This window comes from Knoellia sp. 3-2P3, assembly GCF_029223115.1.
Classification (GTDB): Bacteria; Actinomycetota; Actinomycetes; order Actinomycetales; family Dermatophilaceae; genus Pedococcus_A.
The window spans coordinates 364,714-390,295 of sequence record NZ_JARGZE010000001.1 but is presented as its reverse complement, the minus strand read 5'-3'; the positions used below and the strand labels follow the sequence as shown (position 1 = coordinate 390,295).

The following is a 25,582-nucleotide window of genomic DNA, read 5'->3' as shown; positions in this document are numbered from 1 at the left end:
AAGGAGAAGGCCAGTGAGAACTCCCAGGATCGCCGTCAGCCTCGGCGCCGCCATCGCCCTCATGTCCCTGGCCGCCTGCGGTGGCAGCGACGAGAGCGACCCCTTCGCCACCGGCACCGGCTCGGGCACGACCTCCGCCGGAGGCGGCTCGAGCATCACGGTCGGGTCGGCCAACTTCCCGGAGAGCCAGCTGCTCGCCGAGATCTACGCCGGCGCGCTCGAGGCCAAGGGCGTCACCGTCACCAAGAAGCTCAACATCGGCAGCCGCGAGGCCTACATCCCCGCGCTCCAGGACGGCTCGATCGACCTGATCCCCGAGTACACCGGGGTGCTGGCCCAGTACTTCAACAAGGACGCCAAGGCCACCGACCCCGAGGGCGTCTACACCGAGCTGCAGGCCGCGCTGCCCGACACCCTCACCGTCCTGGAGAAGGCGGCGGCAGAGGACAAGGACTCCGTCGTCGTGACCAAGGCGACCGCCGACAAGCTCGGCCTGAAGTCGATCGCCGACCTCGAGGGCAAGTCGCAGGACCTCGTGCTCGGTGGCCCGCCGGAGTGGAAGACCCGCGAGACCGGCGTGCCCGGGCTCAAGAAGGTCTACAACCTCGAGTTCAAGTCCTTCCGGCCGCTCGACGCCGGCGGCCCGCTGTCCGTGCAGGCGCTGAAGAACGGCCAGGTCGACGCGGCCAACATCTTCACCACCGACCCGAGCATCCCGGCCAACGACTTCGTGGTGCTCGAGGACCCCAAGAGCCTCTTCGCGGCCCAGAACATCGTCCCGCTGGCGACCAAGGCCAAGGTCAACGACACCGTCTCGGGCGCCCTCAACGCGGTGTCGGCCAAGCTCGACACCCCGACGCTGACCGACCTGCTCGCCCAGGTCGTCACCGACAAGAAGGACGCCGACGCCGTCGCCCAGGAGTGGCTCAAGGCCAACGGGCTCGGCGGCTGACGCAGGTCGACACGTCGGTCAGACACACAGAAGTGCCGGATGTGGCTCCCCCGAACCACATCCGGCTTCTGTTGCGGATCCCCCGAACCGCCTCGCGACCCGGTCCGGCCCGCGGGAGGCGCCCCTCCTCGTCTCCCGCCTGCCGGACCCGGCGTGCTGTGATCAAGGGTGCCGGGGGGAGGGGCCGGGGGCATCGGTGAAACTACGGATATCCGGGACAAGGTGCCGATAATCTGCGGTGGTGCTGACTCCGTGTGTAGGGCGTGAGGACGCCCTCGACCGGGTCCGCAGCCTCCTCGTCGACAGCCGGTGGGTGACCGTGACGGGCGCCCCCGGGTGCGGGAAGACCCTGCTCGCGCGCCATGCCGCGGCAGCCAACCCGCGTGCCATCTGGGTCTCGGGTCGCTCCCTGCCCGAGGCCGACGCCATCGTCACCGCCACCCTCGACGCCCTCGGGACCGACGTCGCACCGGGCGACTCGCCGTTCATGGCGCTGAAGCGGGCCCTCGACGGCCAGGACGTGCTGCTCGTGCTCGACGGCGTCGACAGCGTGGACGGTCTCGGCGCCCTCTGTGACGAGCTGGTCGAGTCGACCGCGACCTTCCGGCTGCTGTGCACGGCCTCGACCGTGGCGGGGCGCCCGCACGAGCGGGTGGTGCGGCTCGGGCCGTTGCCGCTCCCGGCCCGCGGCGAGGTGCTCGAGGGGCCCGCGGTGGAGCTGTTCCTCGCTCGCATCGCCGCGGCCGGGGGACACCCGGTCGACCTGCGCCGGGACGAGCGGACCGTGCGCCGCCTGCTGAGGGCCAGTGGCGGCCTGCCGCTGCTCATCGAGCACCTCGGGGTGCAGATCGCCCTGGTGGGGGTCTCCGACGTGACCCCCACGGCGTCGATCGACCAGGCCGTCCACGCGTCCTACGAGCTGCTCGACGACGACCAGCGGCGCTGCTTCCGCCGGCTCGCACTCATGGAGCACCCGGTCAGCCTCGACGTCCTCGCCGACCTCAGCGGGGTCAGCCGGGCCGAGGGAGCCCAGCTCGCCTCGGCGCTCGCACGGCGCAGCCTGGTGGAGGTGCACCCCGACGGCCGCTTCGACATGCTCGTACCGATCCGTCGCCACGGGGTCGTCCTCACCGAGGGCACCGACGACCGGGAGGAGGCGGTGGCCGGTCTCCTGCGGTGGGCCGAGCGGGTGACACCCTCCGACGGCATGAGCGGCGCGGCCGACGAGACGTGGCTGCGCGAGATGGGCGTCATGCGCCAGGCGATCACCGCGGCCTCGGCCGACGCCCGCACGCGCCCGCTGGCGTACCGCCTGGCCAACAACATCTTCTCCTCGCTCTACACCGCGATGCGGGCGCGCGAGGCCGTCGAGATCCTCGAGGCGGTGCTCGCCAGCGGCGACGGCCCGGCCGACATCGGCGCCCAGGTGGCCCGCCGCGCCGGCATCTGCGCCTCGGAGGTGCGGGGCACCTACGAGGGGATGCCGTTGCTCGACCGGGCCGAGCAGCACGCCGTGACCGACCCGCACCCCGAGCGGCAGCGGGCCCGCAACGCCTCCATCCGCGCGGAGATGCACCTCGACGCCGGTGCCCTCGACGCCGCCCACGCGGAGGTCGAGACCGGCCTGCGCCTCGCCGTGGGTGACGACTACGTGCTCCGGCAGCTGCGCCGCACCCTGGTCGACATCCACGTCTGCCGGGGGGAGTTCGCCGAGGCGGAGGCCCTCGCCGAGGTGGTCATGACCGACGCGCCCGCCGAGGAGCAGTGGATGGCGCTCTCGGCGCGCATCCTCATGGGGGTCGTCGCCGCCGAGCAGGGGCGCACCGTCGAGGCAGCCGCCATCGCCCGGGCTGCCCGCGACCACGCCATCGAGCTGGCCGAGGACCGCATCGCCCTGTTGGCCGACACCCTGTTCAGGGCCGTCTCCGACACACCCCGGCCCCACAGCGTCGACCACGAGTCGCTTCCCTGGGGGGTGCGGCTCGGGGTGCAGCTGCAGGACGCCCGCGACCTCCTCGCGGTCCAGAACTGCCGGCGCGCCGCCGGTCTGGCCGCCGACATCATCGTGCTCGCCGACAGCATCCGCCTCGGCCGTGACGGCATCGAGGCCCGACTGCTGCTCGGGGACGCGCTCCTCGCCTGCGGCGAGGGGGTGCAGGCGGTCGCGGCATACCTCGGTGCGCTGCGGCGCGCCACGGAGGGTGGCTTCCCGCTGCGGGCGGCCGACGCCCTCGACGGCCTCGACCGGGCGCTGCTCGCCGACGGTGCCGCGGCGGCGGGCCGGTGCTCGGCCGCGGCCCGAGCGCTGCGCGCCCCACGACGTGCCGTGGCCCGGCAGCGGCCCGGGCAGCAGGTGCCCACCGGTGCCCCGCAGCGCAGCTGTCCCACCGACTGGGTGGTCGACGCCCGGTTCACCGAGGCCGGCGTCGCCGCGGTGACCGCGCTGTTCGACACCGAGGGCGGCGGGGCGGAGGCCGCCGACACGCCTCTGTCGCTCCTCACCCGCACCGAGCGCACGGTGGCCAGCCTGGTCGCCCAGGGCCTGACGAACCGCCAGATCGCCGAGCAGCTCTTCGTCTCCCCGCGCACCGTCGACGCCCACCTCGCGCACATCTTCCGCAAGCTCGACATCAGCTCACGGGCGCGGCTGGCCGCCCTCATGGTCGACCACGCCTGAGCTCCCCGGAACGGGAGAGGGCCGGTATGCCGCCCACGCGGCATACCGGCCCTCCCCACGCCTGCACCGGGTCAGGGCGCCGGCGCGGGCTCCGGGTCGGGGGTGGGCTCGCCCACCTCGGCGGTGGTGCCCTCGCCACCCTCCTGGCCGCGGCGGACCGCGGCGAGGAGCATCTGGGCGACGTCGACCACCTCGACGTCCTCGCCCTGGCCCTCGGACTGCTTGGCGGTCAGGCCGTCGGAGATCATCACGCGACAGAACGGGCAGCCGATGGCGATGCGCTCGGCGCCGGTGGCCAGCGCCTCCTCGGTGCGGTTCATGTTGATGCGGGTGCCGAGCTTCTCCTCCATCCACATGCGGGCGCCGCCTGCGCCGCAGCAGAACGACTTCTCGCCGGAGCGCTCCATCTCCTTGAGCTCGACGCCGGGCAGGGCGCCGATGAGCTCACGCGGCGGGGTGTAGACGCCGTTGTGGCGGCCGAGATAGCACGGGTCGTGGTAGGTGACCGTCTCGGCGGTGGAGGCGACGTCCTTGTTGCTCGACATGCCGGGCCGCTCGGCCGGACGGGCCACCGGCACCAGCTTCTTGTCCCGCACCAGGCGGTTGAGCAGCTGGGTGTGGTGGACGACCTCGTACTTGCCGCCGAGCTGGGGGTACTCGTTCTTGATCGTGTTGAAGCAGTGCGCGCAGGTGACGACGATCTTGGTCGCGCCGACCTCGTTGAGCACCTCGACGTTCTGCTGGGCGAGCATCTGGAAGAGGAACTCGTTGCCGGCGCGACGGGCGGAGTCGCCGGTGCAGGTTTCGCCGTCGCCGAGGATGGCGAACGAGACGCCCGCGGTGTCGAGCAGCTCGGCGACCGCCCGGGTGGTCTTCTTGGCCCGGTCCTCGTAGGCGCCGGCGCAGCCGACCCAGAACAGGTAGTCGACGTCGTCGGCGGACTCGACGTCCTGGCCGAGGATCTTGACCTGGAACGGCAGGTCCTTGGCCCAGTCGAGGCGGGCCCGGGCGGCCATGCCCCACGGGTTGCCCTTGTTCTCCATGTTCTTGAACAGGCCGCCGAGCTCGTTGGGGAACGCCGACTCGATGAGGTTCTGGTAGCGGCGCATGTCGACGATCGCGTCGACGTGCTCGATGTCGACCGGGCACTGCTCGACGCAGGCACCGCAGGTGGTGCACGACCACAGCACGTCGGCGTCGATGACGGCGTCGGGGCCGTGCGGGTTGTAGGCGGTCAGCGGGTGGTCGAGGTCGTAGCCGGTCTCACCGACCAGGGACAACTCCGGGAGGGCGGCCAGCTCGGGCTTGTCGTTGCCCAGGGCCTCGCGCTCCTCCTCGGTGGCCAGCAGCCACGGGGCCTTGGCGTGCGCGTGGTCGCGCAGCGTCATGACCAGCAGCTTCGGCGAGAGCGGCTTGTCGGTGTTCCACGCCGGGCACTGGCTCTGGCAGCGGCCGCACTCGGTGCAGGTGGTGAAGTCGAGCAGGCCCTTCCAGGTGAAGTCCTCGACCTTGCCCACGCCGAGCGCGGCATCCTCGTCGAGCTCCTCGATGTTCTCGAAGTCGACCGGCTCGCCCTTGACCATCAGCGGCTGCAGCTCGCCGAGCGAGGTGCGGCCGTCGGCGTGCCGCTTGAACCAGATGTTGGGGAACGCCAGGAACCGGTGCCAGGCCACACCCATGGTCGGCTGCAGGGCGATGGTGATCATCCAGGCGAAGGAGATGAGGATCTTGACCGCCGCGATGACCACGATGAGGTTCTCGATGGTGCCCACGCTCAGGCCGGTGAAGAAGTTGCCGATCCAGCCGGTCAGCGGGAAGTGCAGGGCGGTGTCCATGCCCGTGCCGAGCTTGCGTGCCAGGGTCCACTCCAGGGCCCGCAGCAGGCCGATGCAGATGGTGACGCCCAGGATGGTGAGCTCGACGTAGTAGGCCTGCCACCACGTGGAGCCGAAGAAGCGCGACCGGCGGCCGTCGACGCCGGCGGCGCTGCGCGGGTGGTTCTTCTGGCGGATCGCCATCAGCGCCAGGATCGCGAAGAAACCGCCGAAGGCGAACAGGTCGGTGACCCACTCGTAGAGGAAGAAGTGCCCGATCACCGGCAGCACGAACTCCGGGTCGACGAGCTGGCCGAACGCATTGAGCAGGGTGAAGAACAGCACCCCGAAGCTGATCATCGTCACCCAGTGCGCCACCGCCACCACCGGCAGGCGCGACATCCGCGTGTGGCCGAGGAACTCGCGCAGCAGCGTCCTGGTCCGCTCGCCGGGGTTGTCGCGTCGGGTCGCGTCGGGCTGGCCGAGGCGGAAGGTCGCCAGGAAGTGGCGCACCGTCCGCGCCAGCAGCGCGATGGCCGCCGCCGTGACGGAGAGACAGACGACGAGCGCGACGATCTGCAGGGGAGACATGGGCGGGAGTCTACTGACAGGTAAGCGCCCGCATACCTGCGTGTGAGCAGCGTCAAGTCGGGTGAGGTCCCACCTCTCGCACCATCACGGCTCGGGAAGCGTGAGAGGTGGGATCTCCCGCGGACGTGGGTTGCGCGGGGATAACTTTTCGTTGGAACATTCATAAGACAGTGTTTGTTGAACCCAAAAGTGTTCGTGCCCGGACCCGACATCAGACAAAGGCGGATTGCGCAGTGCCCATCTACGACGACGTCACGAAGCTCATCGGCAACACCCCGCTGGTGCGGATCAACCGCCTGATCGACAGCGACGCCACCGTGGCGGCCAAGCTGGAGTTCTACAACCCGGCCTCCTCGGTCAAGGACCGCATCGGCGTCTCGATCGTCGACGCCGCGGAGCGCTCCGGCGAACTCAAGCCGGGCGGCACGATCGTCGAGGCCACCTCGGGCAACACCGGCATCGCGCTGGCCATGGTCGGCGCCGCCCGCGGCTACCAGGTCGTGCTCACCATGCCCGAGACGATGTCCAAGGAGCGCCGGGCACTGCTGCGCGCCTACGGCGCCGAGCTCGTCCTCACCGAAGGGGCGCTGGGCATGAAGGGCGCCGTCGAGAAGGCCAACGAGATCGCGGCCGAGCGCGGTGGCGTCCTCGCCCGCCAGTTCGCCAACGAGGCCAACCCCGCGATCCACCGAGAGACGACTGCCGAGGAGATCTGGAAGGACACCGACGGCCAGGTCGACATCGTCGTGGCGGGCATCGGCACCGGGGGCACCATCACCGGCGTCGGCCAGGTGCTCAAGGAGCGCAAGCCCGGGGTGCAGATCGTCGCCGTCGAGCCCGAGGAGTCGGCCATCCTCACCGGCGGCCAGCCGGGCCCGCACAAGATCCAGGGCATCGGCGCCAACTTCATCCCCGAGATCCTCGACCGTGACGTCTACGACGAGGTCATCGACATCAACGCCGACACCGCGGTCGAGTGGGCCCGCCGGGCGGCCAAGGAGGAGGGTCTGCTCGTGGGCATCTCCTCGGGTGCCGCCCTCGCCGCCGCCAACCAGGTGGCCACGCGGCCCGAGAACGCCGGGAAGACGATCGTCGTGGTGATCCCCTCGTTCGGCGAGCGCTACCTGTCGACCATCCTCTTCTCCGACCTGCTCGACTGACCGACAACCGGACGGACCCCACCGTGACGCTGCTCCGCAGCCTGCTCGCCACCGCGCGCGAGGACCTCGACGCGGCCCTCGACCGCGACCCCGCCACCACGTCCCGCCTCGAGATGGCGCTGGCCTCGCCCGGCCTGCACGCCATCTGGGCGCACCGGCTCGCGCACCAGCTCTGGCAGCGCCCGGGCCTGAAGGTCGTCGCCCGGCTGATGTCGCAGCTGTCGCGGTCGCTGACCGGTGTCGAGATCCACCCGGGTGCGGTCATCGGCCGCCGGTTCTTCATCGACCACGGCATGGGTGTCGTGATCGGCGAGACGGCCGAGGTGGGCGACGACGTGATGATCTACCACGGCGTGACCCTCGGCGGCCGCTCGTTGCGCCGCGAGAAGCGCCACCCCACGGTCGGCAGCCGCGTGACGATCGGAGCCGGCGCCCGCATCCTGGGCCCGGTCTACATCGGCGACGACGTGCAGATCGGCGCGAACTCGGTGGTGGTCAAGGACATCCCCGCGGGCGCCATCGCGACCGGAGTGCCGGCCGTCGTGCGCTTCCCGAAGGGGAAGGAAGACCCCTACGAGGCGCTGTTCAAGGACCCGGCCATCTGGATCTGAGCGGACCCGCACGACGCGAGGCGCGGCATACCGCTGGGTATGCCGCGCCTCGCGTCGTGGGGGAGGGTCAGGGCAGCTTGCCCGGGCCCGGGCCGAAGCCGGTGGTGTCGGCGTGCAGGTGGCCGTCGGTGCCCCGGTGCAGGGTGGGGGGCAGGTCCTCGCCGCTCACCTTCTCCTTCACCGCAGACGTGGCGCTCCTGGCCACCCCGCCGATCTTGTCGGCCACCACGGGGGCCTGGTCCATCACGGTCTGCCTAGCTGTCTCGACCTTGGCCTGGACCGAGTCGCTGGACCACAGCTCGGTGGCCCGACCCTTGATCTGGTCGTAGCGCTTCTGCCCGGCCTTCGCGCCGAGGATGTAGCCGGCGGCGGCGCCGAGGACGAAGGACACCTTTCCCATCATGGCGAATCAACTCCCTGTCGTTGGTGCTCCTCCCTCCATCACAACAGAGGGCGCGGCAGATCGCGCGTCCAGTGACCGGCGCCCGCGCCCTCAGTCGCGGTCGGGCACGCGCATGGCCAGCGGAAGCACGAGCCAGGCAAGGGTGAAGATGGTCAGGGTCCCGAGGCCGACCCAGATGCCGACCGACTCCGTGAAGACGAGGCTGAAGACGAAGGCGGCGACGGTGGCGCTCGCGAGCGCCAGGGTGACCAGACCCGCCTTGGCGACCCAGCTGCCCGCCTCGACGAGTGACTCCTTGCGGCGCTTGCGGAACAGCACCCGGTGCATGCTGACCGGGGCGACGAGGAGCCCAGTGGCCAGGATGCTCAGGCTGATGGCCGCCACGTAGAGGTTGCGCTCGAGGGTGCTGATGTCGGCGAAGGTCGGCTGCAGCGGCAGCGTGAGCAGGAAGCCGGTGAGCACCTGCACCCCGGTCTGCGACACGCGCAGCTCCTGGAGCAGCTCGTTCCAGTTGCGGTCGAGCTTCTCCGCCTCGCTCTCGTGCTCGCGGGTGTAGTCGTCCACTGCTGCCTCCACGGCGACTCGTCGGGGCTGAATTCAACCGCGCGCGAGAGACGGCGTCGAGCGGACGCGCGCTACCGAGAGAGCGCCGCGGCGATCAGGGTGTTGCGGGCCGCGCGGCCGGCCGGGAGGGTGTGTATGCCGTCGCTGAGGTAGCGGCGCGGGTCGGCCTCCGCGGTGGTCCACCAGTCGACCACGGCGAGGTTGGTGTGGCGCCGGTCGGCCTGCGCCAGCGTGGCGTTCACCGCCGCGGCCGTGTGCCTGTCGCGATCGGCCCCGGTGACCAGCCAGCGCTGCTTCCAGACGTTCACCCAGTAGACGCGGGTGCTGCTGGGCACGGCGTCCATCACCCGGGCGACCTGGGCGCCGATGAGCCGGGCGTCGCTGTCGTTGGTGCCCAGCGCCATGACGAGCCGGGCGGGCGGGCGGGAGTGGTGGAGCCGCTCGACGAGCCGGTCCACGGCCGGCTCGGTGGGGATGCCGGGTGTTGCGTCCCACGCGAGCACCAGGCTGCGGGCGCGCAACAGCCCCGCCAGCTCGGGGGCGTCGGAGGCGGTGATGGAGTCGCCGTACATCCACACCCCCCGGCCGCGGGCGGTCTGCCAGGTGCGGTCGGGTGAGACCGTGCGGACGTTGTCCTGCCAGGCGGCGTGGGTCGGCGCAGGCAGGCCGAGCGCACCGGCACCGGTGAGCACCGCCGCGACGACGACGGTGAGGAGCCCTCTGCGGCGCTGCACGTCTTTCCCCCTGGTTGTGCCTGCCGGGTCGAGCCGGCGGCGTCAGGGTAGGGGCGGGGGCGGTGCGGGCGTGCCGCTTTCGCCTGACAACAGGGCCACTCTGCCGATGGTCGCCCTCGGCCGGTCGGCCGGTCAGCCGTTGGCCGCAGGGCGAGGTGCCGCGGGACGGTGTCGAGGAGTGCCGCGGCCCGCGGAGCCGGCGCTCACCCGAGGTCCACCCCCTCGATGGGGGCCGCCGGCTTCAGGTCGGGCAGGCGCATCATGCGGAACGAGTTGGCAAGCCCGAGCAGGCCGGCGAGCAGGGGCACGGCAAGGGCGACCTGGAGCGAGAGGTTCCGCGCGTCGTCGTTGATCGCCAGCACCTCCTCCTCCACCGGCGGTGGCTGCCCGGTGATCCGCTGGTCGAGCGCGGTGTTGCTCATCACCTGGGCGTTCTCGTCGAGCGCGGCGGCGATCTGCGCCTGTTGCGTCGGCGGGATGACCGAGCTGCTCTCGGTCATGGCGGTGAAGCTGAGCGACAGCGCGGCGAGCATCAGCCCGCCGGCCATGGCGAGACCGAAGGAGAGCCCGAAGGACCCGGCGGCCGAGTTCACCCCCGCGGCCTCGCTGACCCGCTCCTCCGCCACCGGGGCCAGCGTGTAGTTGTTGAGCTGGGACACCAGCAGGCCCAGGCCGCAGCCGGCGACCATCAACGGGATCACCAGCCACCAGCCGCTGTCCACCCGTGGGACCAGCGGGATGATGAGCAGCACCCCCACGCTCACCAGGAGGAAGCCGGCCCGGATGACCGCGGCAGGGCGCCTGTCGCCCGCCTTGCGGCCGGCCACCAACGCCGCTGCGAACATCGTCAGCGACAGGGGCGCCAGCGAGAGCCCGGCCAGCATCGCGCTGTACTCCAGCGTCATCTGGAAGAAGAGCGGCAGCGCGATCATGGCGCCGCCGAGGGCGACCTGCTGGAGCAGCTGGCCGGAGATCCCCGCGGTGAAGTTCGCGTGCCGGAACAGGTCGGGGTCGAGCAGCGTGACCTTGTGGGCGCGCTTTCGACGGATGAGCCAGCGGGCGAGCACGGCCAGCGCCACGGCGCCCACGGCCATCAGCAGCCCGACGAACTCGCCGCCCTCCTGCCAGACGAGGATGCCGAGCACCACCCCGCCCATGCCGACGACCGACAGCAGGGCGCCCACCACGTCGATCTTGCGGGGGCCGGTGTAGGCGACGTCGCGGACCAACCGGATCTGGCTCAGGACGAGCAGGATGATGACGACCTCGAGCGCGAACCCCACCCGCCACGACAGGTAGGTCGTCACGAAGCCGCCGAGCAGGGGGCCGAACGCGGCGGCGATCGCTGCCGACGCACCGACGAGGGCGTACGCCTTCTTCTGTGCCGGACCGCTGAAGTTGCCGTGGATGAGCGACTGCATGGCCGGGAGCAGCAGCGACGCGCCGAGTCCGCCGATGACCGCCCAGAAGACGATGATGGCGGTCAGGCCCTGCGCGAGGGTCATGGCGAGCGCGCCGACGGCGTAAGCGAGCAGCCCCAGCACGTAGGCCCGCTTCCGGCCCATCAGGTCGGACAGCTTGCTGCTGATGAGGATGAAGGCCGCGGAGACCAGCGCCTCGAGCGCGATGGCGGACTGGACCCCGCTCGCGGTGGTGTCCAGGTCCTCGATGACCGCGGAGATCGACACGTTCATCAGCGACGTGTCGACGACGAGGACGAACATCGCCATGGCCAGCAGCAGGCTCAGTCGGCCGCTGCCCGCGCCCTCCTGCGCTGCGGTACCCGTGGCTGGCTCGGTGCTCATGGGGCCCCCTGGAGTGGCGGCGCTGGGACGCTCTGCCTGTGAACCTAGGTGAGTCCGCGCAGGCGCGGATCACCCTTGACGGATGATCGGGGCGCGCCGTCGTCGCCATGAGCACGAGGCCGACGCGGCTGTCCGCGACACATGGGGCACAATGGCCGCCATCCAGGAGGGCTCGCATAGTGGCCTAGTGCGGCGGTCTTGAAAACCGCTATGGCGGCAACGTCATCGTGGGTTCGAATCCCACGCCCTCCGCGTGCGCGGTTCGGACGCCCCGAGGAACGAGGGGCGTGCGGTCCGCGCGCATGAGCATGCGGGATCTCGGGAGGAGCGACGAAGGAGCGACGGCTCCCACGCCCTCCGCTCGCCGGCACCGCGACCCGGACGGAAATGCGCGTTCCCGTCGAGGTCGCCCCCGGTAGTCTCGGCGGGCATTCGTGAACGAGGGGGAGACGTGGACTCTGGCATTGCCGCCATCGGTGGGCTGTTCATCCTGGCCGGCTTCATCGTGGCGCTGGCGCTGACGGCGTTCACCGTCTGGGCCTTCGTCGACGCGCTCCGCCGGCCGCGGCAGCAGTGGGACATCGCCGACCAGCAGCAGGTCGTGTGGGTGTTCGTGGTGGGCTTCGCGGCACTGCTCGGGCTCGGCGCCGTCGCCGCGCTGCTCTACGTCCTGATCCCGTTGCCGCGACTGCGCGCCGCCAGACGAGCCACCCAGCCCGCCTGAGGGACATGAGGCAGGCGGGCGGCTCGGCTCACGTCAGCTGCCCGGCTTCGGGGTCGCCAGCGTGAGGTACTTGCGGACCACGGAGGCGTAGCGTTTCGCATCCGCGTTCCACGACTCGAGGTGCTGCGCGCCCGGGAAGACCTCGAGGCTCACCAGCTGCGGCTTGGCCCCGTGCAGCCGCTGCGCGAGCGACAGGGGCACGACGGGGTCGTCGGCGCCCTGGATGACGAGGGTGCGGATGCGCAGCCAGTCGGTGTCGTCGAGGTAGTCGACGGCCTTCCAGTCGAGGTCGTAGCTCCGCGCGGCGATCTGCTGGGCCGTCCAGAGCACCGAGGTGGGGACGGCCCGACCGCCGGGAAGGGCGTCCTGCGCCCCGTGTTCGACGACCGACCCCAGCGACAGCATCGGTGCCTCGAGGATGATGCCCGAGACGACGTGGCGCCGCGTGGACCGCTCCAGGAAGGACGCCACGATGGCCCCGCCCATCGACTGCCCGACCAGCACGACGTGCCGGGCACCCTGCTGCAGGGCCCAGTCGACGGCGGACTCGAGGTCGCGCCACTCCGTGCGGCCGTGCTGGAGACGCCCCGAGGGGTCCCTGGGTGCGCCGAGGTCGTTCCGGTAGGTGATCGCGAGCACCGGGGTTCCGGCGGGAACGGCTGCGCTGGCGAACCGCAGCGCGTCGTTGCGGGTGCCGTTCTGGCCGTGCACGAAGATGGCGACCGTGCCGACCGCGCCGGGTCCGGCCGGGAAGTACCAGGCGGGCAGGCCCGCCACGGAGACGTCCATCTTCGCCAGGGGGAAGGCCTGTGGTGGGTCGCCCATCCACACGGCCCGGTCGAGGGCGGCACCCTGACGGGGGAAGGGCGCGGTGCCCTGCAGCACCTTCAGTGGGCGCGTCACCGTGCCGTCGGGGTTGCGCGTCGCAGGGCCGACCGTGCCGGTGCCGCCCTCCCAGGCCAGGCCGTAGGTGGCCGGGGCGTCGAAGCTCGGACCGGCGTCGGCACCCTTGCGGAGCTGGACCCTCGAGCCGCTCACCGTGACCACCCGCACGTCGTCGAACGCGGGCATCGGTCGACCAGGATCCGAGGCCAGCGCGCCGGCCTCGATGCGAGTGGCGAAGTACAGGCCGCCGCCGACGTGGACCGCGGCGACGAGCACGACGGACAGCGCCACCAGCCAGAGCGCCCACCGCACCGGTCGGTACCCACGGCGGCGGGGCCGGTGGGCGCCGTGGGAGGAGGCCCGACGCTCCTCCGGCGCCTGCAGCGTTGTCATCGATCCCCCTGTCCGCGCCGGTCCCCGTGCCTGCCGCCCGTGCGCTGCGCGTTCGTCTGCTCGCCGCGGCGGCAGGGAGCGCGGGAGGCTCCCGGCCGCCGGTTTGGGACGGTGCGCTACCGCGGCCGCACGAAGACGTCGGTCTCGCCGGTCGCGGCCTCGATGTCGTGGGTGGCCGTGTCCAGCAGCTCGTCGGCCAGGTGCCGCAGGGCCCGGGCCACGGCCACCTCGTCGCCGATCCGGGTGGCCGGCGTGTCTTCCTCGCTGCGGTGGCTCTCGCCGCTCGCGGTCAGCGTCTCAGGCGAGTCCGCGACCAGCACGACCTTGGCGGTGGTGTCGTCGGCGGACTCGAAGATCGACACGCGGACCTGCCACTCCTTCACGGGCTTGTGTGGGGCCTCGGGGGCCGGGGCCTGCTCGCCCTCGCCGTGGCCCGCGCCGATCCGCAGCACGGATCCGGGACCGGGGTAGAGCAGCCCGGTGTGCCCGTCGCTCCACCGCACGAGGTAGGGCGGCGCTCCGTCCTTTCCGCGTACCTCGAGGATCTCGCCGTCACGGGTTGGCCGGTCCACCTGCTCGCCCGCGAGAACGATGCGATCACCCTTCTGCGCCTTCATGGTCAACACCTCCGTCAGGGGCCACAACTGCCACTCCTCAGTGAAGGGCGCTGTCCCGCAGCGGGGGAGGGCCAGAGGTCCTAGGACAACAGGCCCTCTCCTGCCACGGTCCTACGCTCAGGTCCCGGCTGGTGCGCTCCGGCCGGGCTCCCTGACAGCGTGGCACGAGGCGGCGGGCTGAGTACGCGCTTTGCCCGATCCCCCCTCCAGCCGGGACCGCGTACCGTCGGCGGGGATAACCAGAAGCGTCCGCCTCACGGCGGCGGTACGAAGGCCGGGGCACCCCCTGCTCTCCGGCCTTCGTGCTGTCCGGGGTCGTTCCGGCGCCGTCCCTAGCGGGCGTTCGGGCGCCAGCCGGAGGTGCGGGCGGCGGCCGCGATGGCCTCGGCAATCTCGTCGTGGCCGTCGGCCACCAGCCCCACCGTCACGCGGACGTGGTCGCCGTCACCGGGCAGCAACGTGAAGGGCGACCCGGGTGTCACCCCGATCCCGGCGCTCGCCAGCCGCACCACCGCCGCGGTCTCGTCGTGCACGGGCACCCAGATGTTGATGCCCTCGGTGCCCCCGACCTCCACGCCGTGCCGTGCCAGTGCGGCGACGACCAGGGCCCGCCGCCGGGCGTACTCGTCGGCGGCGCGCTCCACCTCCTCGAGGGCGGCCGCGTCGGTGAGCAGGCTCAGCAGGATGCGCTGCAGCAGGCGGCTGCTCCAGCCCTGGCCCACCTGCCGGCGCGCCTCCAGCGCGCGCAGGAGGTCGGGGGGCGCGCTGAGCGCCGCGAGCCGCAGGTCCGGGCCGTGGGACTTGGAGAACGACCTGATGTATGCCGTGTGGCCCGGTCGCCAGCGACCGAGGCTCACGGTGTCGCCGCTGACCGTCGCGCCGGCCGAGTCGTCCTCGACCACCAGGGCGCTCGTGCCGTCGAGTAGGTCGACCAGCTCGCGGGCTCGCCGCTCGGTCATCGTCACGCCGGTCGGGTTCTGCGCCCGGGGCTGGAGGAAGACCGCGGCCACCGGCGAGGCGAGGGCCTCGCGCAGCCCGTCGGACGAGAGGCCCTCGTCGTCGACGGGCACGGGCACGAGCTGGACGCCGACCGACTCCAGCAGGTCGACAAGCGGCGGGAAGCAGGGGTGCTCGACCACGACGCGGTCACCGAACCGCAACGCGGTGCGGGCCACCAGCTCCAGGCCGTCCATGGCGCCGTCGACGACGGCGAGGCGCTCCACGGCATACGGCCACTGGGCCATGAGCACCTCGGCGAGCTCGGGCAGCACCGGTTCGTCGAGGTAGCTTCCCGGCGTGCCCGCGGTCGTGAGCGAGGCGAGCGCGCGCGTGAGGCTGGGCAGCAGGTCTGCGTCGGGCACCCCGGTGGAGAGGTCACGGGCGAAGGCGGCCGGGCGTTCGAGGGCCTGCTGGTAGCGGCTGGCCCCCGGGGCGGTGTGGTCGGCGACCGTGGTGCCGCGCCGGCCGTCGGTGCGCACGGCCCCGGCGCGGGCGAGCCGGCTCCAGGCCGAGCTGACGGTGGTCGGCGACAGCGCGAGCTCGGACGCCACCGTGCGGATCGGGGGGAGCCGGTCGCCCGGCTGGAGGGCACCCTCGCGGATCAAGGTGGCGACCGCCTGCGCGAGACCTCGGGCGCTGGGCTCGTCGAGGTGCTGCTCGATGGCGGAGAGGACAGCCTTCACGCTTTGTAACATAGCAAAAGACATATTGTGCCACCAGCGGTTGGGACGTACGGTCGGTGCATGACTGGCACGACCACCCGCATCTCCCACTGGATCGACGGCACCGAGAGCGCCGGCACCTCCGGCCGCACCGCCCCCGTCTTCAACCCCGCCACCGGTCAGCAGACCGCCGAGGTCGACCTCGCGAGCGCTGCCGAGGTCGACGCGGTCGTCGCGAAGGCCGCGGCGGCCGCGCGTGAGTGGCGCACCTCGTCGCTGTCGAGGCGCTCGGCCGTGCTCTTCGCCTTCCGCGAGCTGCTCAACAGCCGCTCAGACGAGCTGGCCGCGATCATCACCGCCGAGCACGGCAAGGTGCTCTCCGACGCCGCCGGGGAGATCGCCCGAGGCCTGGAGAACGTCGAGTTCGCCACCGGCGTCCCCCAGCTGCTCAAGGGCGGGTTCTCCGAGCAGGCCGCCACCGGGGTGGACGTCTACAACATCCGCCAGCCGCTCGGCGTGGTCGCCGGCATCACCCCCTTCAACTTTCCCGCGATGGTGCCGCTGTGGATGTGCGCCAACGCCATCGCCTGCGGCAACGCCTTCATCCTCAAGCCCAGCGAGAAGGACCCCTCGGCGTCGCTCTTCCTCGCCCGCCTCTGGAAGGAGGCCGGCCTGCCCGACGGCGTCTTCACCGTGCTCCAGGGCGACAAGGAGGCGGTCGACGCGATCCTGACGCACCCGGGCATCTCCGCGGTGAGCTTCGTCGGCTCGACCCCGATCGCCAAGTACATCTACGAAACCGGCACCGCCCACGGCAAGCGGGTGCAGGCGCTCGGTGGTGCGAAGAACCACGCGCTGGTGCTGCCCGACGCCGACGTCGACATGGCTGCCGACGCCGTGGTCTCCGCCGCCTACGGCGCGGCCGGCGAGCGCTGCATGGCCCTCTCCGTCGCGGTCGCCGTCGGGGACGTCGCCGACCCGCTCGTCGACGCCATCGCGGTGCGGCTGCCGAAGCTGACCATCGGCGACGGCGCGCAGCCCGGCACCGACATGGGACCACTCATCACCCGGGAGCACCGCGACAAGGTGGCCGGCTACATCGGCGCCGGGGAGCAGGCGGGTGCCACCGTCGTCGTGGACGGCCGCGAGACCGACGTGCCGAAGGGCGGCTTCTTCCTGGGCACCACGCTGCTCGACAACGTGACCCCCGAGATGACCGTCTACACCGACGAGATCTTCGGCCCCGTGCTCGGCGTCGTCCGCGTCGACACCTACGAGGAGGGCGTCGCGCTCATCAACGCCAACCGGTACGCCAACGGCACCGCGATCTTCACCCGCGACGGTGGCGCAGCCCGGCAGTTCCAGTTCGACGTGGAGGTCGGCATGGTCGGCATCAACGTGCCGATCCCCGTGCCCGTGGCCTACTACTCCTTCGGTGGCTGGAAGGACTCCCTCTTCGGCGACACGCACATGTACGGCCCGGAGGGCATCAACTTCTACACCCGCGGCAAGGTCGTCACCTCGCGCTGGCCCGACCCGGCCACCTCGTCGGTCGACCTCGGCTTCCCGCGCACGCGCTAGGGCGGGGGAGCACAATGGCGAGCATGACCGACACCCTCACCGGGCTGGCCGGAGCGTCGGAGGAGCAGGTCCGCCGCGACGACCGCGCCCACGTCTTCCACTCCTGGTCGGCCCAAGGCCTGATCGACCCGCTGCCCATCGCCTCGGCCGAGGGGTCCTGGTTCACCGACTACTCGGGCAGGCGCTACCTCGACTTCTCGAGCCAGCTCGTCAACGTCAACATCGGCTACCAGCACCCCAAGCTGGTGGCCGCGATCCAGGAGCAGGCGGGGCGGCTGACGACCATCAGCCCGGCCTTCGCCAACGACGCCCGCTCCGAGGCGGCCCGGCTCATCGCCGAGATCGCCCCGGGCGACCTCAACATGGTGTTCTTCACCAACGGCGGCGCCGAGGCCACCGAGAACGCCCTGCGCATGGCCCGCCTGCACACCGGCCGCCACAAGGTCATGGCTGCCTACCGCAGCTACCACGGCGCGACGGCCGGCGCGATCGCGATGACCGGAGACCCGCGGCGCTGGGCCTCCGAGCCCGGTATGCCGGGTGTGGTGCGTTACTGGGGCCCCTACCCCTACCGCTCGGCCTTCCACGCCGAGAACGAGGCGCAGGAGTCCGAGCGCGCGCTGCAGCACCTGCGCGACACCATCGCGGTCGAGGGCCCCCAGACCATCGCCGCGATCATTCTCGAGACCGTCGTCGGCACCAACGGCATCCTCGTGCCACCACCCGGCTACCTCGCGGGCGTGCGGGCCATCTGCGACGAGTTCGGCATCATGATGATCGCCGACGAGGTCATGGCCGGCTTCGGCCGCTGCGGCGAGTGGTTCGCCGTCGACCACTGGGGTGTGGCACCCGACCTCATCACCTTTGCCAAGGGCGTCAACTCCGGCTACGTGCCGCTCGGCGGCGTCATCATGTCCGACCGGATCGCGGCCACCTTCGCGGAGCGGCCCTACCCCGGCGGCCTGACCTACTCGGGCCACCCGCTGGCCTGCGCCTCCGCCGTCGCCTCCATCAACATCTTCCGCGAGGAGGGGATCATCGAGCACGCCCGCGCCCTCGGCGAGGAGGTCATCGGCCCCGAGCTGCGGGCGCTGGCCGAGCGGCATCCCTCGGTGGGCGAGGTGCGTGGGCTCGGTGTCTTCTGGGCCCTCGAGCTGGTGCGCGACCGGCGCACCCGCGAGCCGCTCGTGCCGTTCAACGCCGCCGGCGCGGACGCCGCCCCGATGAACGAGTTCGCCGCCGCATGCAAGGAGCGGGGGCTGTGGCCGTTCACCCACTTCAACCGCACCCACGTCGTGCCACCGTGCACCACGACCGCCGAGGAGGTTCGCGAGGGCATCGCGATCCTCGACGAGGCGCTCGCGGTCGCCGACCGCCACACCACCGAGAGCTGAGGTGGCCTCCAGCCACCCCGGCCACCCGGCGCTCGCCGACGCGGAACCGGGCGTCTTCTGGCTCGAGCAGCCAGGGCGCCCGGCTCCGCGTGCGGCGCTGGAGACCTCGACCACGGCGGACCTCGTGGTCGTGGGCGGCGGCTACTCCGGCCTGTGGACGGCGCTGCTGGCCAAGGAGCGCAACCCCGACCGCGACGTGCTGCTCCTCGAGGGCGGCCGCGTCGGGTGGGCCGCCTCCGGGCGCAACGGCGGGTTCTGCTCGGCCAGCCTGACCCACGGCGAGGCCAACGGGCGTGCCCGCTGGCCGCAGGAGTACGAGACCCTCGACCGGCTCGGCCGCGAGAACCTCGACGCCATCGAGCAGGCCGTCGCGCGTCACCGCATCGACTGCGACTTCCGGCGCACGGGAGAGCTCACGGTGGCCACGGCCCCGCACGAGGTGGAGTGGCTGCGGGAGGCGGCGGCCGAGGGCAGCGGGGAGCTCCTCGACCGCGACGCGGTGCGGGCCGAGCTCGACTCTCCCACCTACCTCGCCGGCTTGCGCGACCCCGACGGCACCGCGCTCGTCGACCCGGCCCGGCTCGCCTGGGGACTGGCCGAGGCGGCCGAGTCCCTCGGGGTGCGCATCGCGGAGGGCACCCGGGTGACCGACCTGTCCCGGGACGGCGCGGGTGTGCGACTCGTGACGCACACCGGAGCCGTCGTCTCGGCCGCAGCGGCCGTGCTGGGCACCAACGCCTTCCCCTCCCTCCTGCGCCGGGTCAGCCTCCACACGGTGCCGGTCTACGACTACGTGCTCATGACCGAGCCGCTCAGCGACGAGCAGCTGGACTCCATCGGGTGGCGAAGCCGGGCCGGCGTCGGCGACAGCGCCAACCAGTTCCACTACTACCGGCTCACCGCCGACAACCGGATCCTCTGGGGCGGCTACGACGCCGTCTACCACTACGGCCGTCGCGTCGACCCGCGGCACGACCAGCGCCCCGAGACCTTCGACACGCTGGCCGGCCACTTCTTCGACACCTTCCCCCAGCTCGAGGGGCTGAGGTTCACCCACCGCTGGGGCGGGGCGATCGACACGTGCACCCGGTTCAGCGCGTTCTTCGGCACGGCGCTGGGCGGCCGGGTCGCCTACGCGCTCGGCTACACCGGCCTGGGCGTCGGGGCCACCCGCTTCGGGGCCGACGTCATGCTCGACCTGCTCGAGGGGGCCCGGACCGAGCGCACGCGTCTGGAGATGGTCAGGCGCCGGCCGCTGCCCTTCCCGCCGGAGCCGCTGGCCTGGGCGGGGATCCAGCTCACTCGCTGGTCGCTCGCCCGGGCCGACGAGAACGCCGGACGCCGCAACGTGTGGCTGCGCACCCTCGACCGGGTCGGGCTCGGCTTCGACTCGTAGCGCCCACGCGCCAGCCCACGCGCCGGCGCGCGGCGCCGGTGCGAGGATGGCCGCGTGGACCTGCCCGAGCCGCGCGCCCTCGACCTCCCGCGCACACCGCCCCTGCGCCTGCGCGGCCAGGTCTTCGACGCCTCGCGGCCGGCCGTCATGGCGATCGTCAACCGCACCAGCGACTCGTTCTTCGCCCTCAACCGGCACGCCGACCTCGACTCCGCGAAGGCTGCCCTGGCCCGGGCCGTCGACGACGGTGCCGACATCGTCGACGTCGGCGGGGTCCGGGCGGGACAGGAGGGCGAGCACGTCAGCGCCGAGCAGGAGATGGACCGCGTCCTTCCCTTCCTCGAGCACGCCCGCACCGAGTACCCCGAGCTCGTCCTCAGCCTGGACACGTGGCGCTCGGAGGTCGCCCGTGAGGCCGGGCGGCTCGGTCTCGACCTGGTCAACGACACCTGGGCGGGACACGACCCCGAGCTCGTCACCGTCGCCGCGGAGATCGGTGCGGGAGTGGTGTGCTCGCACACCGGCGGCCTGCCGCCGCGCACCGACCCGCAGGGCGTGACCTACCCGCCCGAGCCACGGGGTGTCGTCACGGACGTGGTCCGCACCCTTGCCGAGGGGGCGCGCCGTGCCGAGCGCGCCGGCATACCGGCCGACCGCATCCTCGTCGACCCGACCCTGGACTTCGGCAAGACCACGGCCCACTCGCTCGAGGTGCTGCGGCACACCGCCGACCTCGCCCGGCTGGGCTACCCGATCCTGCAGGCGCTGTCGCGCAAGGACTTCGTCGGGGAGTCGCTGGGTCTGCCGCCCGACGAACGGCTCGAGGGCACCCTCGCGGCGACCGCCATCGCAGCATGGCTGGGCGCCACCGTCTTCCGCGCGCACGACGTGCGGGCCACGCGGCGGGTGCTCGACATGGTGGCCGTCATCCGGGGCGACCGGGCGCCCCGGCTCGCCGTGCGTGGCACCTGACGCCGAGACTCGCACGGAGGCCGGGGCCTCCTGGGCCCCAGCCCCCGCTCGTCTGCGCTTCCCCCGAGGCGCAGAGCCCACGGCGCCTGCCCAGGACGGGCGGCGACGTCACGAGGCCCACCGTGTCATGGGTGCTGACCTGCGGCGATCCGGCGAGCGGGGTTCTGGATGAAGGTCCGAGACGGACTCACCCGTTCGGACCAGCCACCCCGCACGAGGTGCACCGAAGGACCTGAACAGTCCTTTACCCTCTTCGCCGCGACTCAACCGGCGATCGGGCGGGCATGCGTGCTAGCGTCTGTCGCGGTTGCAGTAGCAGTTCCTCGCAGGTCGAAGAAGTGCCCGCCCCAGCACCACCGGAGCGGGCTGTTTTCATCTGAGGCGGGCATGTCCCGCTGGTGGGGTCAGTGCGGCAGCCGGGAGCCCCACGAGGTGTGGGACTTCATTGGCTACAGAAGGAAAGAGTTACCCCATGGCACAGGGAACCGTTAAGTGGTTCAACGCTGAGAAGGGCTTTGGCTTCATCGCGCAGGACGGCGGCGGCCCGGACGTGTTCGTCCACTACTCCGCCATCGACTCCTCGGGCTACCGCTCGCTGGACGAGGCTCAGCGCGTGGAGTTCGAGGTCACCCAGGGTCCGAAGGGCCCGCAGGCTGACGCCGTTCGCCCGATCTGATTCAGGACTGCCAACCAACAGTCTTTGAGCGAGGCCCCCACCGGATTCCCTTCCGGTGGGGGCCTCGTCGTGTGCCGCCGGTATGCCGTGCACCCAGCCCCCGCCCGCCCGCCCGCCCGCGGGACCCCTGCAGCAACTTCTGCTAGCAGCGGTTGCTGCCGCAGACCCACGTTGCTGCATACCCATGCGGCAGCAGCCTCTGCTGAGTCGGGGTCAGCGTCCTGCCAAGCGGGTGAGGAAGTCCTTGGCGATGGGGGCAGCGGCGGTGCCACCGCTCTTGCCCTTCTCGACGAGCACCGCGAACGCGACGTCGCCCTGGTAGCCGACGAACCAGGCGTGGGTCTCCGGCGGGTTCTTCGTGCCGTACTCGGCCGTGCCGGTCTTGCCGCGAACGGCTCCGCCCGGTGCGTCCTTGAGCACCTCCGCGGAGCCCTCGGTCACGACCCGGCGCATGAGCGCCTGCAGCTGGCTCGTCACCTGCGGGTCGAGCGGCTTCGGGTCGCGGGAGGCATCGGCAGGGGCCGGCTCGGTGACGAGGGCCGGGGGCACGAAGGACCGCCGGGCCACGGACCCGGCCATGACCGCGAGGGACAGCGGTGAGGTGAGGTTGCGGCCCTGCCCGATCGTCGCGGCCGCCTTGTCGGTCGCGCCGGTGTTCTCCGGGATCTTGCCGGAGAAGGCACCGCCGACGCCCAGGGTCTTCTCCCAGCCCGCGCCGATGCCGAGCGCCTTTGCCGCGGTGGCGAGGTCACCGTTGCCGAGCTTGGCCGCGAGCTGGACGAACGCCGTGTTGCAGGAGTTCGCGAAGTCCTCACCGAAGGTCGGTTTGCTGAGGGCGCCGCCCTCGTAGTTGCGGATCGTGAGACCGTCGACCACGAAGGTCTTGGGGCAGCTCACCGGGGTCGTCGGCGTCACGACCCCTTGGGAGAGCAGGGCGTAGGTGCTGGCAACCTTGAAGGTCGAGCCCGGCGGGTACTGCCCGGTGATGGCGCGGTCGAAGCCGGCCGCGGGGGAGTTCGCCGAGGCGAGGACGTCACCCGTCTGCACGTCGACGGCGACGAGGGCCGACGGTACCGAGCCGGTGCCCTCGAGCGCGCCCTCGGCCGCGGCCTGCACCTCGGGGTCGAGCGTCAGCTGGACGTCCTTGCCGTCAGTGGTGGCCTTCTCGAACAGCGGTTGGCCGGGGTTGGCGCTGGAGGTGACGGTGACACCGGGGGTGCCCGCGAGCACCGAGTCGTACTGCCCCTGCAGGCCGCTGAGCCCGGCGTAGTCGCCCGCGGCATACCGGCCGTTGCTCTTCTGCACGACCTCGGCGCTGACCGGACCGTAGGAGCCGAGCAGCGGCTGGCCGAAGCCGCGGGTGCGGGCGAGCGGCTGCTCGCGCACGGGGTAGATGACCCCGGTGAGGGCGTCGAGCTCGGCCCGCCGGTCGTCGAAGTCGCTCTGGCGGTAGGTGATCACCGCGATGGGTGCCTTGCTGCCGGCCTGCTTCGCGGCCTCGAGCTTCTTCACCAGCGACCCCTTCGGCTCGCCGACCAGCTCCTCGAGCGCCGCGGCGGTGGCCGAGGTCGCCCGCGCCGGGTCCAGCTGCACCGGGTAGACCTTGCCCAGCGGCATGAGCGGCTCGCCGGCCGCGTCGAGCAGGTCGCCGCGCTCGCCCTGGGTCCGGGTCGCGGTCAGCTTGTCACCGGCCTTCAGTTGCGGGTGCCACCACGAGCCGGTTGCCGCGGGCTGCACCGCCCAGCCGTCGGCCGTCTCCCCGACGCTGACGGGGGTGCGGTAGGCCCACGGGACCGAGCCGGGGAGGGTCCAGGTGACCTCCAGCATCGCGTCGGCCGTCTTCCCGTCGCGGTCGACGCCGGCCACGGTGACCTTGACCGGACCGGAGCCGAGCCCGGAGGTCGCCGTTGTGAAGTCCTCGTCCACCTCCGCAGGGGTGGTGCCCGCGAAGCGCAGGGGGGCCGTGTCGAAGGCGCGGCCCTGCCAGGCGGCGGCGAATGCCTGTGCGGCGGCCCGGGCCTCCTCGTCGCGCTGCTGTTCCTGCGCGGTGTGGCGCCACCACAGCCCGCCCGCCGCGGCGGCGACCACCAGAGCCCCCACGAGGACCGTCGTTATCGTGCGTTTCCCCATGGAGACATACAACAACATCGGGTCGGGAAGCCGGCCCGGCACCCTGTCGCCGCAGCGGCAACCCGGGACCCTCCCCGGGCGTCTTCGACATGGGACGATGTGAAATCGGCCATGCCTAGGCTGGCCGTCTACACTCCCGTGGGCGCGGTGCGACCCGCGCTGTACGGCACTGTTGGATGAGAGAGGTTCCCCTGTGAGCGAGGCCACGCCCGGCTCAGAGCCCAGCACGCCGGGGAACGGTGGCGCCGCCGAGGAGACCCCGCAGGTCAGGCGCCGCTCCGACCGCCACAAGGACCGTCGGCACCCGTGGCTGCGTCGGGGCGGGATCGCCGTGGCCGCCGGCCTTGCCGTCGCGCTCGTCCTGAGCGTCGTCGCCTACGTGAAGCTCACCGGCAACATCAACCGCCTGGACCTCGGGGACGCGCTGGGCACGCGGCCCGAGAAGCAGGCGACCACGGACTCCCGGACCAAGCTCGGCCCGATGAACATCCTGGTGATGGGCTCCGACACCCGTGCCGGCACCGGCAACTCCAAGTACGGCAGCAACAACGCGGAGTACGGCGTCGCGGGCGCCCGCTCCGACACCAACCTCGTCGTCCACCTATCGGCCGACCGGAAGTCGGCCACCGTGGTCTCCATCCCCCGGGACTCCATGACCAGGGCGCCGCAGAGCTGTGCGGACAAGGAGTGGTCGCCCGAGACCGGTGTCGTGCGTCAGTGGAACAACAACTTCACCCAGGGCGGCCCGGGCTGCGTCATCAAGACGTTCGAGGGGCTGACCGGCATCTACCTCGACCACTTCGTCGTCATCGACTTCCGCGGCTTCGAGCGGATGGTCGACGCCCTCGGGGGCGTCACCGTGTGCACCCCGGAGCCGATCAACGACCGCGACAGCCTCCTGACCCTGCCCGCCGGCAAGACCAAGGTCAACGGCAAGCAGGCCCTCGGCTACGTCCGTGTCCGCAAGACCGTCGGCGACGGGTCGGACATCGGGCGCATCAACCGGCAGCAGGCGTTCCTGTCCTCGGTGGTGCAGGAGGCGACCAGCTCCTCGCTCCTGCTGCGGCCCGACCGTCTCTTCCGGTTCCTCGACGCGGCGACCCAGTCCATGACGACGGACAAGGGCCTCGGGGTCGGCAAGATGCGTGACGTCGCAGAGAGCGTGGCACGCATCGGCATGGACCAGATCCGCTTCGTGACCGTCCCGATCGAGGACTTCCCGGAGGACCCCAACCGGGTCCAGTGGGCGGAGTCGGCGGACCTGCTGTGGGAGTCGCTGCGCGAGGACAAGCCGCTGCCCGGCCAGAAGCCGCCGCCCGGCAGCACGCCCAGTCCGAGCCCGACCACGTCCGTTCCGCTGACAGTGGCCCCCAACCTGATCCGGGTGCGCGTCACCAACGACTCGGGTGTGCCCGGGCTGGCGCGGCAGGCAGCCGGGGCCCTTGAGGTGCAGGGCTTCCGGATCGACGGGTTCGTCAACGGCACCGGCACGCTGGGCAGGGGCACGGTGATCCGCCACGGCAAGGGCATGGAGGAGTCGGCCCGCACGGTGGCCGCGGCCTTCCCTGGCTCGAAGATCCGCAGCGACGACCAGCTCGGCTCGACCATCGAGGTCAGCGTGGGGCAGGGTTCGAAGAACGTCGTCGAGGTGCCGAACCGCATCGGCAGCACGCCCATCCCGTCGCCGACGGTGACGGCCACCGCGCCGCCGTCCTCGACCGCCACGATCAAGGCCCGCACCGCCGACCAGGACATCTGCAGCTGACCGCTTCGGTATGCCGCGGGGCGCGGTTCGCGTGCCGGGTCGCCGTGGCGGCGGGACGGGTTTGTTCAGGCGCACGG

At 71.9% G+C, this 25,582-nt stretch carries 20 protein-coding genes and 1 tRNA gene; 12 read left to right on the top strand and 9 right to left on the bottom strand.

Features of this window, described 5'->3' with window-relative positions:
• The first annotated feature begins 13 nt into the window (after positions 1–13).
• Both P0Y31_RS01870 and P0Y31_RS01865 read left to right on the top strand, forming a co-directional pair.
• Positions 14–952 carry an ABC transporter substrate-binding protein gene (locus tag P0Y31_RS01870; protein WP_275866370.1) on the top strand — a complete coding sequence of 313 codons (939 nt, stop codon included), beginning with the start codon at positions 14–16 and terminating at the stop codon, positions 950–952.
• A gap of 241 nt (positions 953–1,193) precedes the next feature.
• On the top strand, positions 1,194–3,629 hold the full coding sequence (locus P0Y31_RS01865; protein WP_275866369.1) for a LuxR C-terminal-related transcriptional regulator: 2,436 nt from the start codon (positions 1,194–1,196) through the stop codon (positions 3,627–3,629).
• Between the two features lie 71 nt (positions 3,630–3,700).
• Here the strand turns inward: P0Y31_RS01865 and P0Y31_RS01860 are convergent, their stop codons facing one another.
• Positions 3,701–6,034: a (Fe-S)-binding protein gene (locus P0Y31_RS01860; protein ID WP_275866368.1), complete on the bottom strand. Its 2,334-nt coding sequence runs from the start codon at positions 6,032–6,034 to the stop codon at positions 3,701–3,703.
• A 233-nt stretch (positions 6,035–6,267) separates the two neighbouring features.
• Here P0Y31_RS01860 and cysK point away from each other — a divergent pair, with 233 nt between their 5' ends.
• Positions 6,268–7,194, top strand: a complete 927-nt coding sequence (gene cysK / locus P0Y31_RS01855) for a cysteine synthase A (RefSeq protein ID WP_275805747.1) — start codon at positions 6,268–6,270, stop codon at positions 7,192–7,194.
• A gap of 23 nt (positions 7,195–7,217) precedes the next feature.
• Complete coding sequence (gene cysE, locus P0Y31_RS01850; protein WP_275805746.1) at positions 7,218–7,805, top strand: serine O-acetyltransferase; 588 nt, start codon at positions 7,218–7,220, stop codon at positions 7,803–7,805.
• Between the two features lie 67 nt (positions 7,806–7,872).
• Here cysE and P0Y31_RS01845 read toward each other — a convergent pair whose 3' ends face one another.
• The 4 genes from P0Y31_RS01845 to P0Y31_RS01830 form a co-directional block, all read right to left on the bottom strand.
• The gene (locus P0Y31_RS01845; RefSeq protein ID WP_275866367.1) at positions 7,873–8,205 is read right to left on the bottom strand and encodes a hypothetical protein; all 333 of its coding nucleotides are present in this window, start codon (positions 8,203–8,205) and stop codon (positions 7,873–7,875) included.
• Between the two features lie 93 nt (positions 8,206–8,298).
• Positions 8,299–8,784 carry a DUF6328 family protein gene (locus P0Y31_RS01840; protein ID WP_275866366.1) on the bottom strand — a complete coding sequence of 162 codons (486 nt, stop codon included), beginning with the start codon at positions 8,782–8,784 and terminating at the stop codon, positions 8,299–8,301.
• Positions 8,785–8,843: 59 nt separating this feature from the next.
• Complete coding sequence (locus P0Y31_RS01835) at positions 8,844–9,506, bottom strand: hypothetical protein (RefSeq protein ID WP_275866365.1); 663 nt, start codon at positions 9,504–9,506, stop codon at positions 8,844–8,846.
• 203 nt (positions 9,507–9,709) lie between these two features.
• Entirely contained in the window at positions 9,710–11,311 is a 1,602-nt protein-coding gene (locus P0Y31_RS01830) for an MFS transporter (RefSeq protein ID WP_275866364.1), read from the bottom strand.
• 165 nt (positions 11,312–11,476) lie between these two features.
• Between P0Y31_RS01830 and P0Y31_RS01825 the strand changes: the two genes are divergently transcribed.
• Positions 11,477–11,563 (top strand) — tRNA-Ser (locus P0Y31_RS01825).
• Between the two features lie 199 nt (positions 11,564–11,762).
• Positions 11,763–12,035 (top strand): hypothetical protein, encoded by a 273-nt coding sequence (locus P0Y31_RS01820; protein WP_275866363.1) that lies wholly within the window; start codon positions 11,763–11,765, stop codon positions 12,033–12,035.
• A gap of 33 nt (positions 12,036–12,068) precedes the next feature.
• Here P0Y31_RS01820 and P0Y31_RS01815 read toward each other — a convergent pair whose 3' ends face one another.
• The 3 genes from P0Y31_RS01815 to P0Y31_RS01800 form a co-directional block, all read right to left on the bottom strand.
• Entirely contained in the window at positions 12,069–13,313 is a 1,245-nt protein-coding gene (locus tag P0Y31_RS01815) for an alpha/beta hydrolase (RefSeq protein ID WP_275866362.1), read from the bottom strand.
• A gap of 116 nt (positions 13,314–13,429) precedes the next feature.
• On the bottom strand, positions 13,430–13,930 hold the full coding sequence (locus P0Y31_RS18575; RefSeq protein ID WP_345803602.1) for a DUF1918 domain-containing protein: 501 nt from the start codon (positions 13,928–13,930) through the stop codon (positions 13,430–13,432).
• Positions 13,931–14,262: 332 nt separating this feature from the next.
• Positions 14,263–15,612: an aminotransferase class I/II-fold pyridoxal phosphate-dependent enzyme gene (locus tag P0Y31_RS01800; protein ID WP_275866361.1), complete on the bottom strand. Its 1,350-nt coding sequence runs from the start codon at positions 15,610–15,612 to the stop codon at positions 14,263–14,265.
• A gap of 60 nt (positions 15,613–15,672) precedes the next feature.
• On the opposite strand from P0Y31_RS01800, the gene P0Y31_RS01795 reads away from it, so the two are divergent.
• From P0Y31_RS01795 to P0Y31_RS01775, 5 genes are all read left to right on the top strand, one after another.
• On the top strand, positions 15,673–17,172 hold the full coding sequence (locus tag P0Y31_RS01795) for a CoA-acylating methylmalonate-semialdehyde dehydrogenase (protein ID WP_275866360.1): 1,500 nt from the start codon (positions 15,673–15,675) through the stop codon (positions 17,170–17,172).
• Between the two features lie 23 nt (positions 17,173–17,195).
• Positions 17,196–18,566 carry an aspartate aminotransferase family protein gene (locus P0Y31_RS01790; RefSeq protein WP_275866359.1) on the top strand — a complete coding sequence of 457 codons (1,371 nt, stop codon included), beginning with the start codon at positions 17,196–17,198 and terminating at the stop codon, positions 18,564–18,566.
• Between the two features lies 1 nt (position 18,567).
• Positions 18,568–19,962: an FAD-dependent oxidoreductase gene (locus P0Y31_RS01785; protein ID WP_275866358.1), complete on the top strand. Its 1,395-nt coding sequence runs from the start codon at positions 18,568–18,570 to the stop codon at positions 19,960–19,962.
• A gap of 54 nt (positions 19,963–20,016) precedes the next feature.
• Positions 20,017–20,934 carry a dihydropteroate synthase gene (folP, locus tag P0Y31_RS01780; protein WP_275866357.1) on the top strand — a complete coding sequence of 306 codons (918 nt, stop codon included), beginning with the start codon at positions 20,017–20,019 and terminating at the stop codon, positions 20,932–20,934.
• A gap of 472 nt (positions 20,935–21,406) precedes the next feature.
• Positions 21,407–21,610: a cold-shock protein gene (locus P0Y31_RS01775; protein WP_056915917.1), complete on the top strand. Its 204-nt coding sequence runs from the start codon at positions 21,407–21,409 to the stop codon at positions 21,608–21,610.
• A gap of 213 nt (positions 21,611–21,823) precedes the next feature.
• Here the strand turns inward: P0Y31_RS01775 and P0Y31_RS01770 are convergent, their stop codons facing one another.
• Entirely contained in the window at positions 21,824–23,740 is a 1,917-nt protein-coding gene (locus tag P0Y31_RS01770; protein ID WP_275866356.1) for a penicillin-binding transpeptidase domain-containing protein, read from the bottom strand.
• Positions 23,741–23,933: 193 nt separating this feature from the next.
• Between P0Y31_RS01770 and P0Y31_RS01765 the strand changes: the two genes are divergently transcribed.
• Positions 23,934–25,505 carry an LCP family protein gene (locus P0Y31_RS01765; protein WP_275866355.1) on the top strand — a complete coding sequence of 524 codons (1,572 nt, stop codon included), beginning with the start codon at positions 23,934–23,936 and terminating at the stop codon, positions 25,503–25,505.
• The last annotated feature ends 77 nt before the right edge of the window (positions 25,506–25,582 follow it).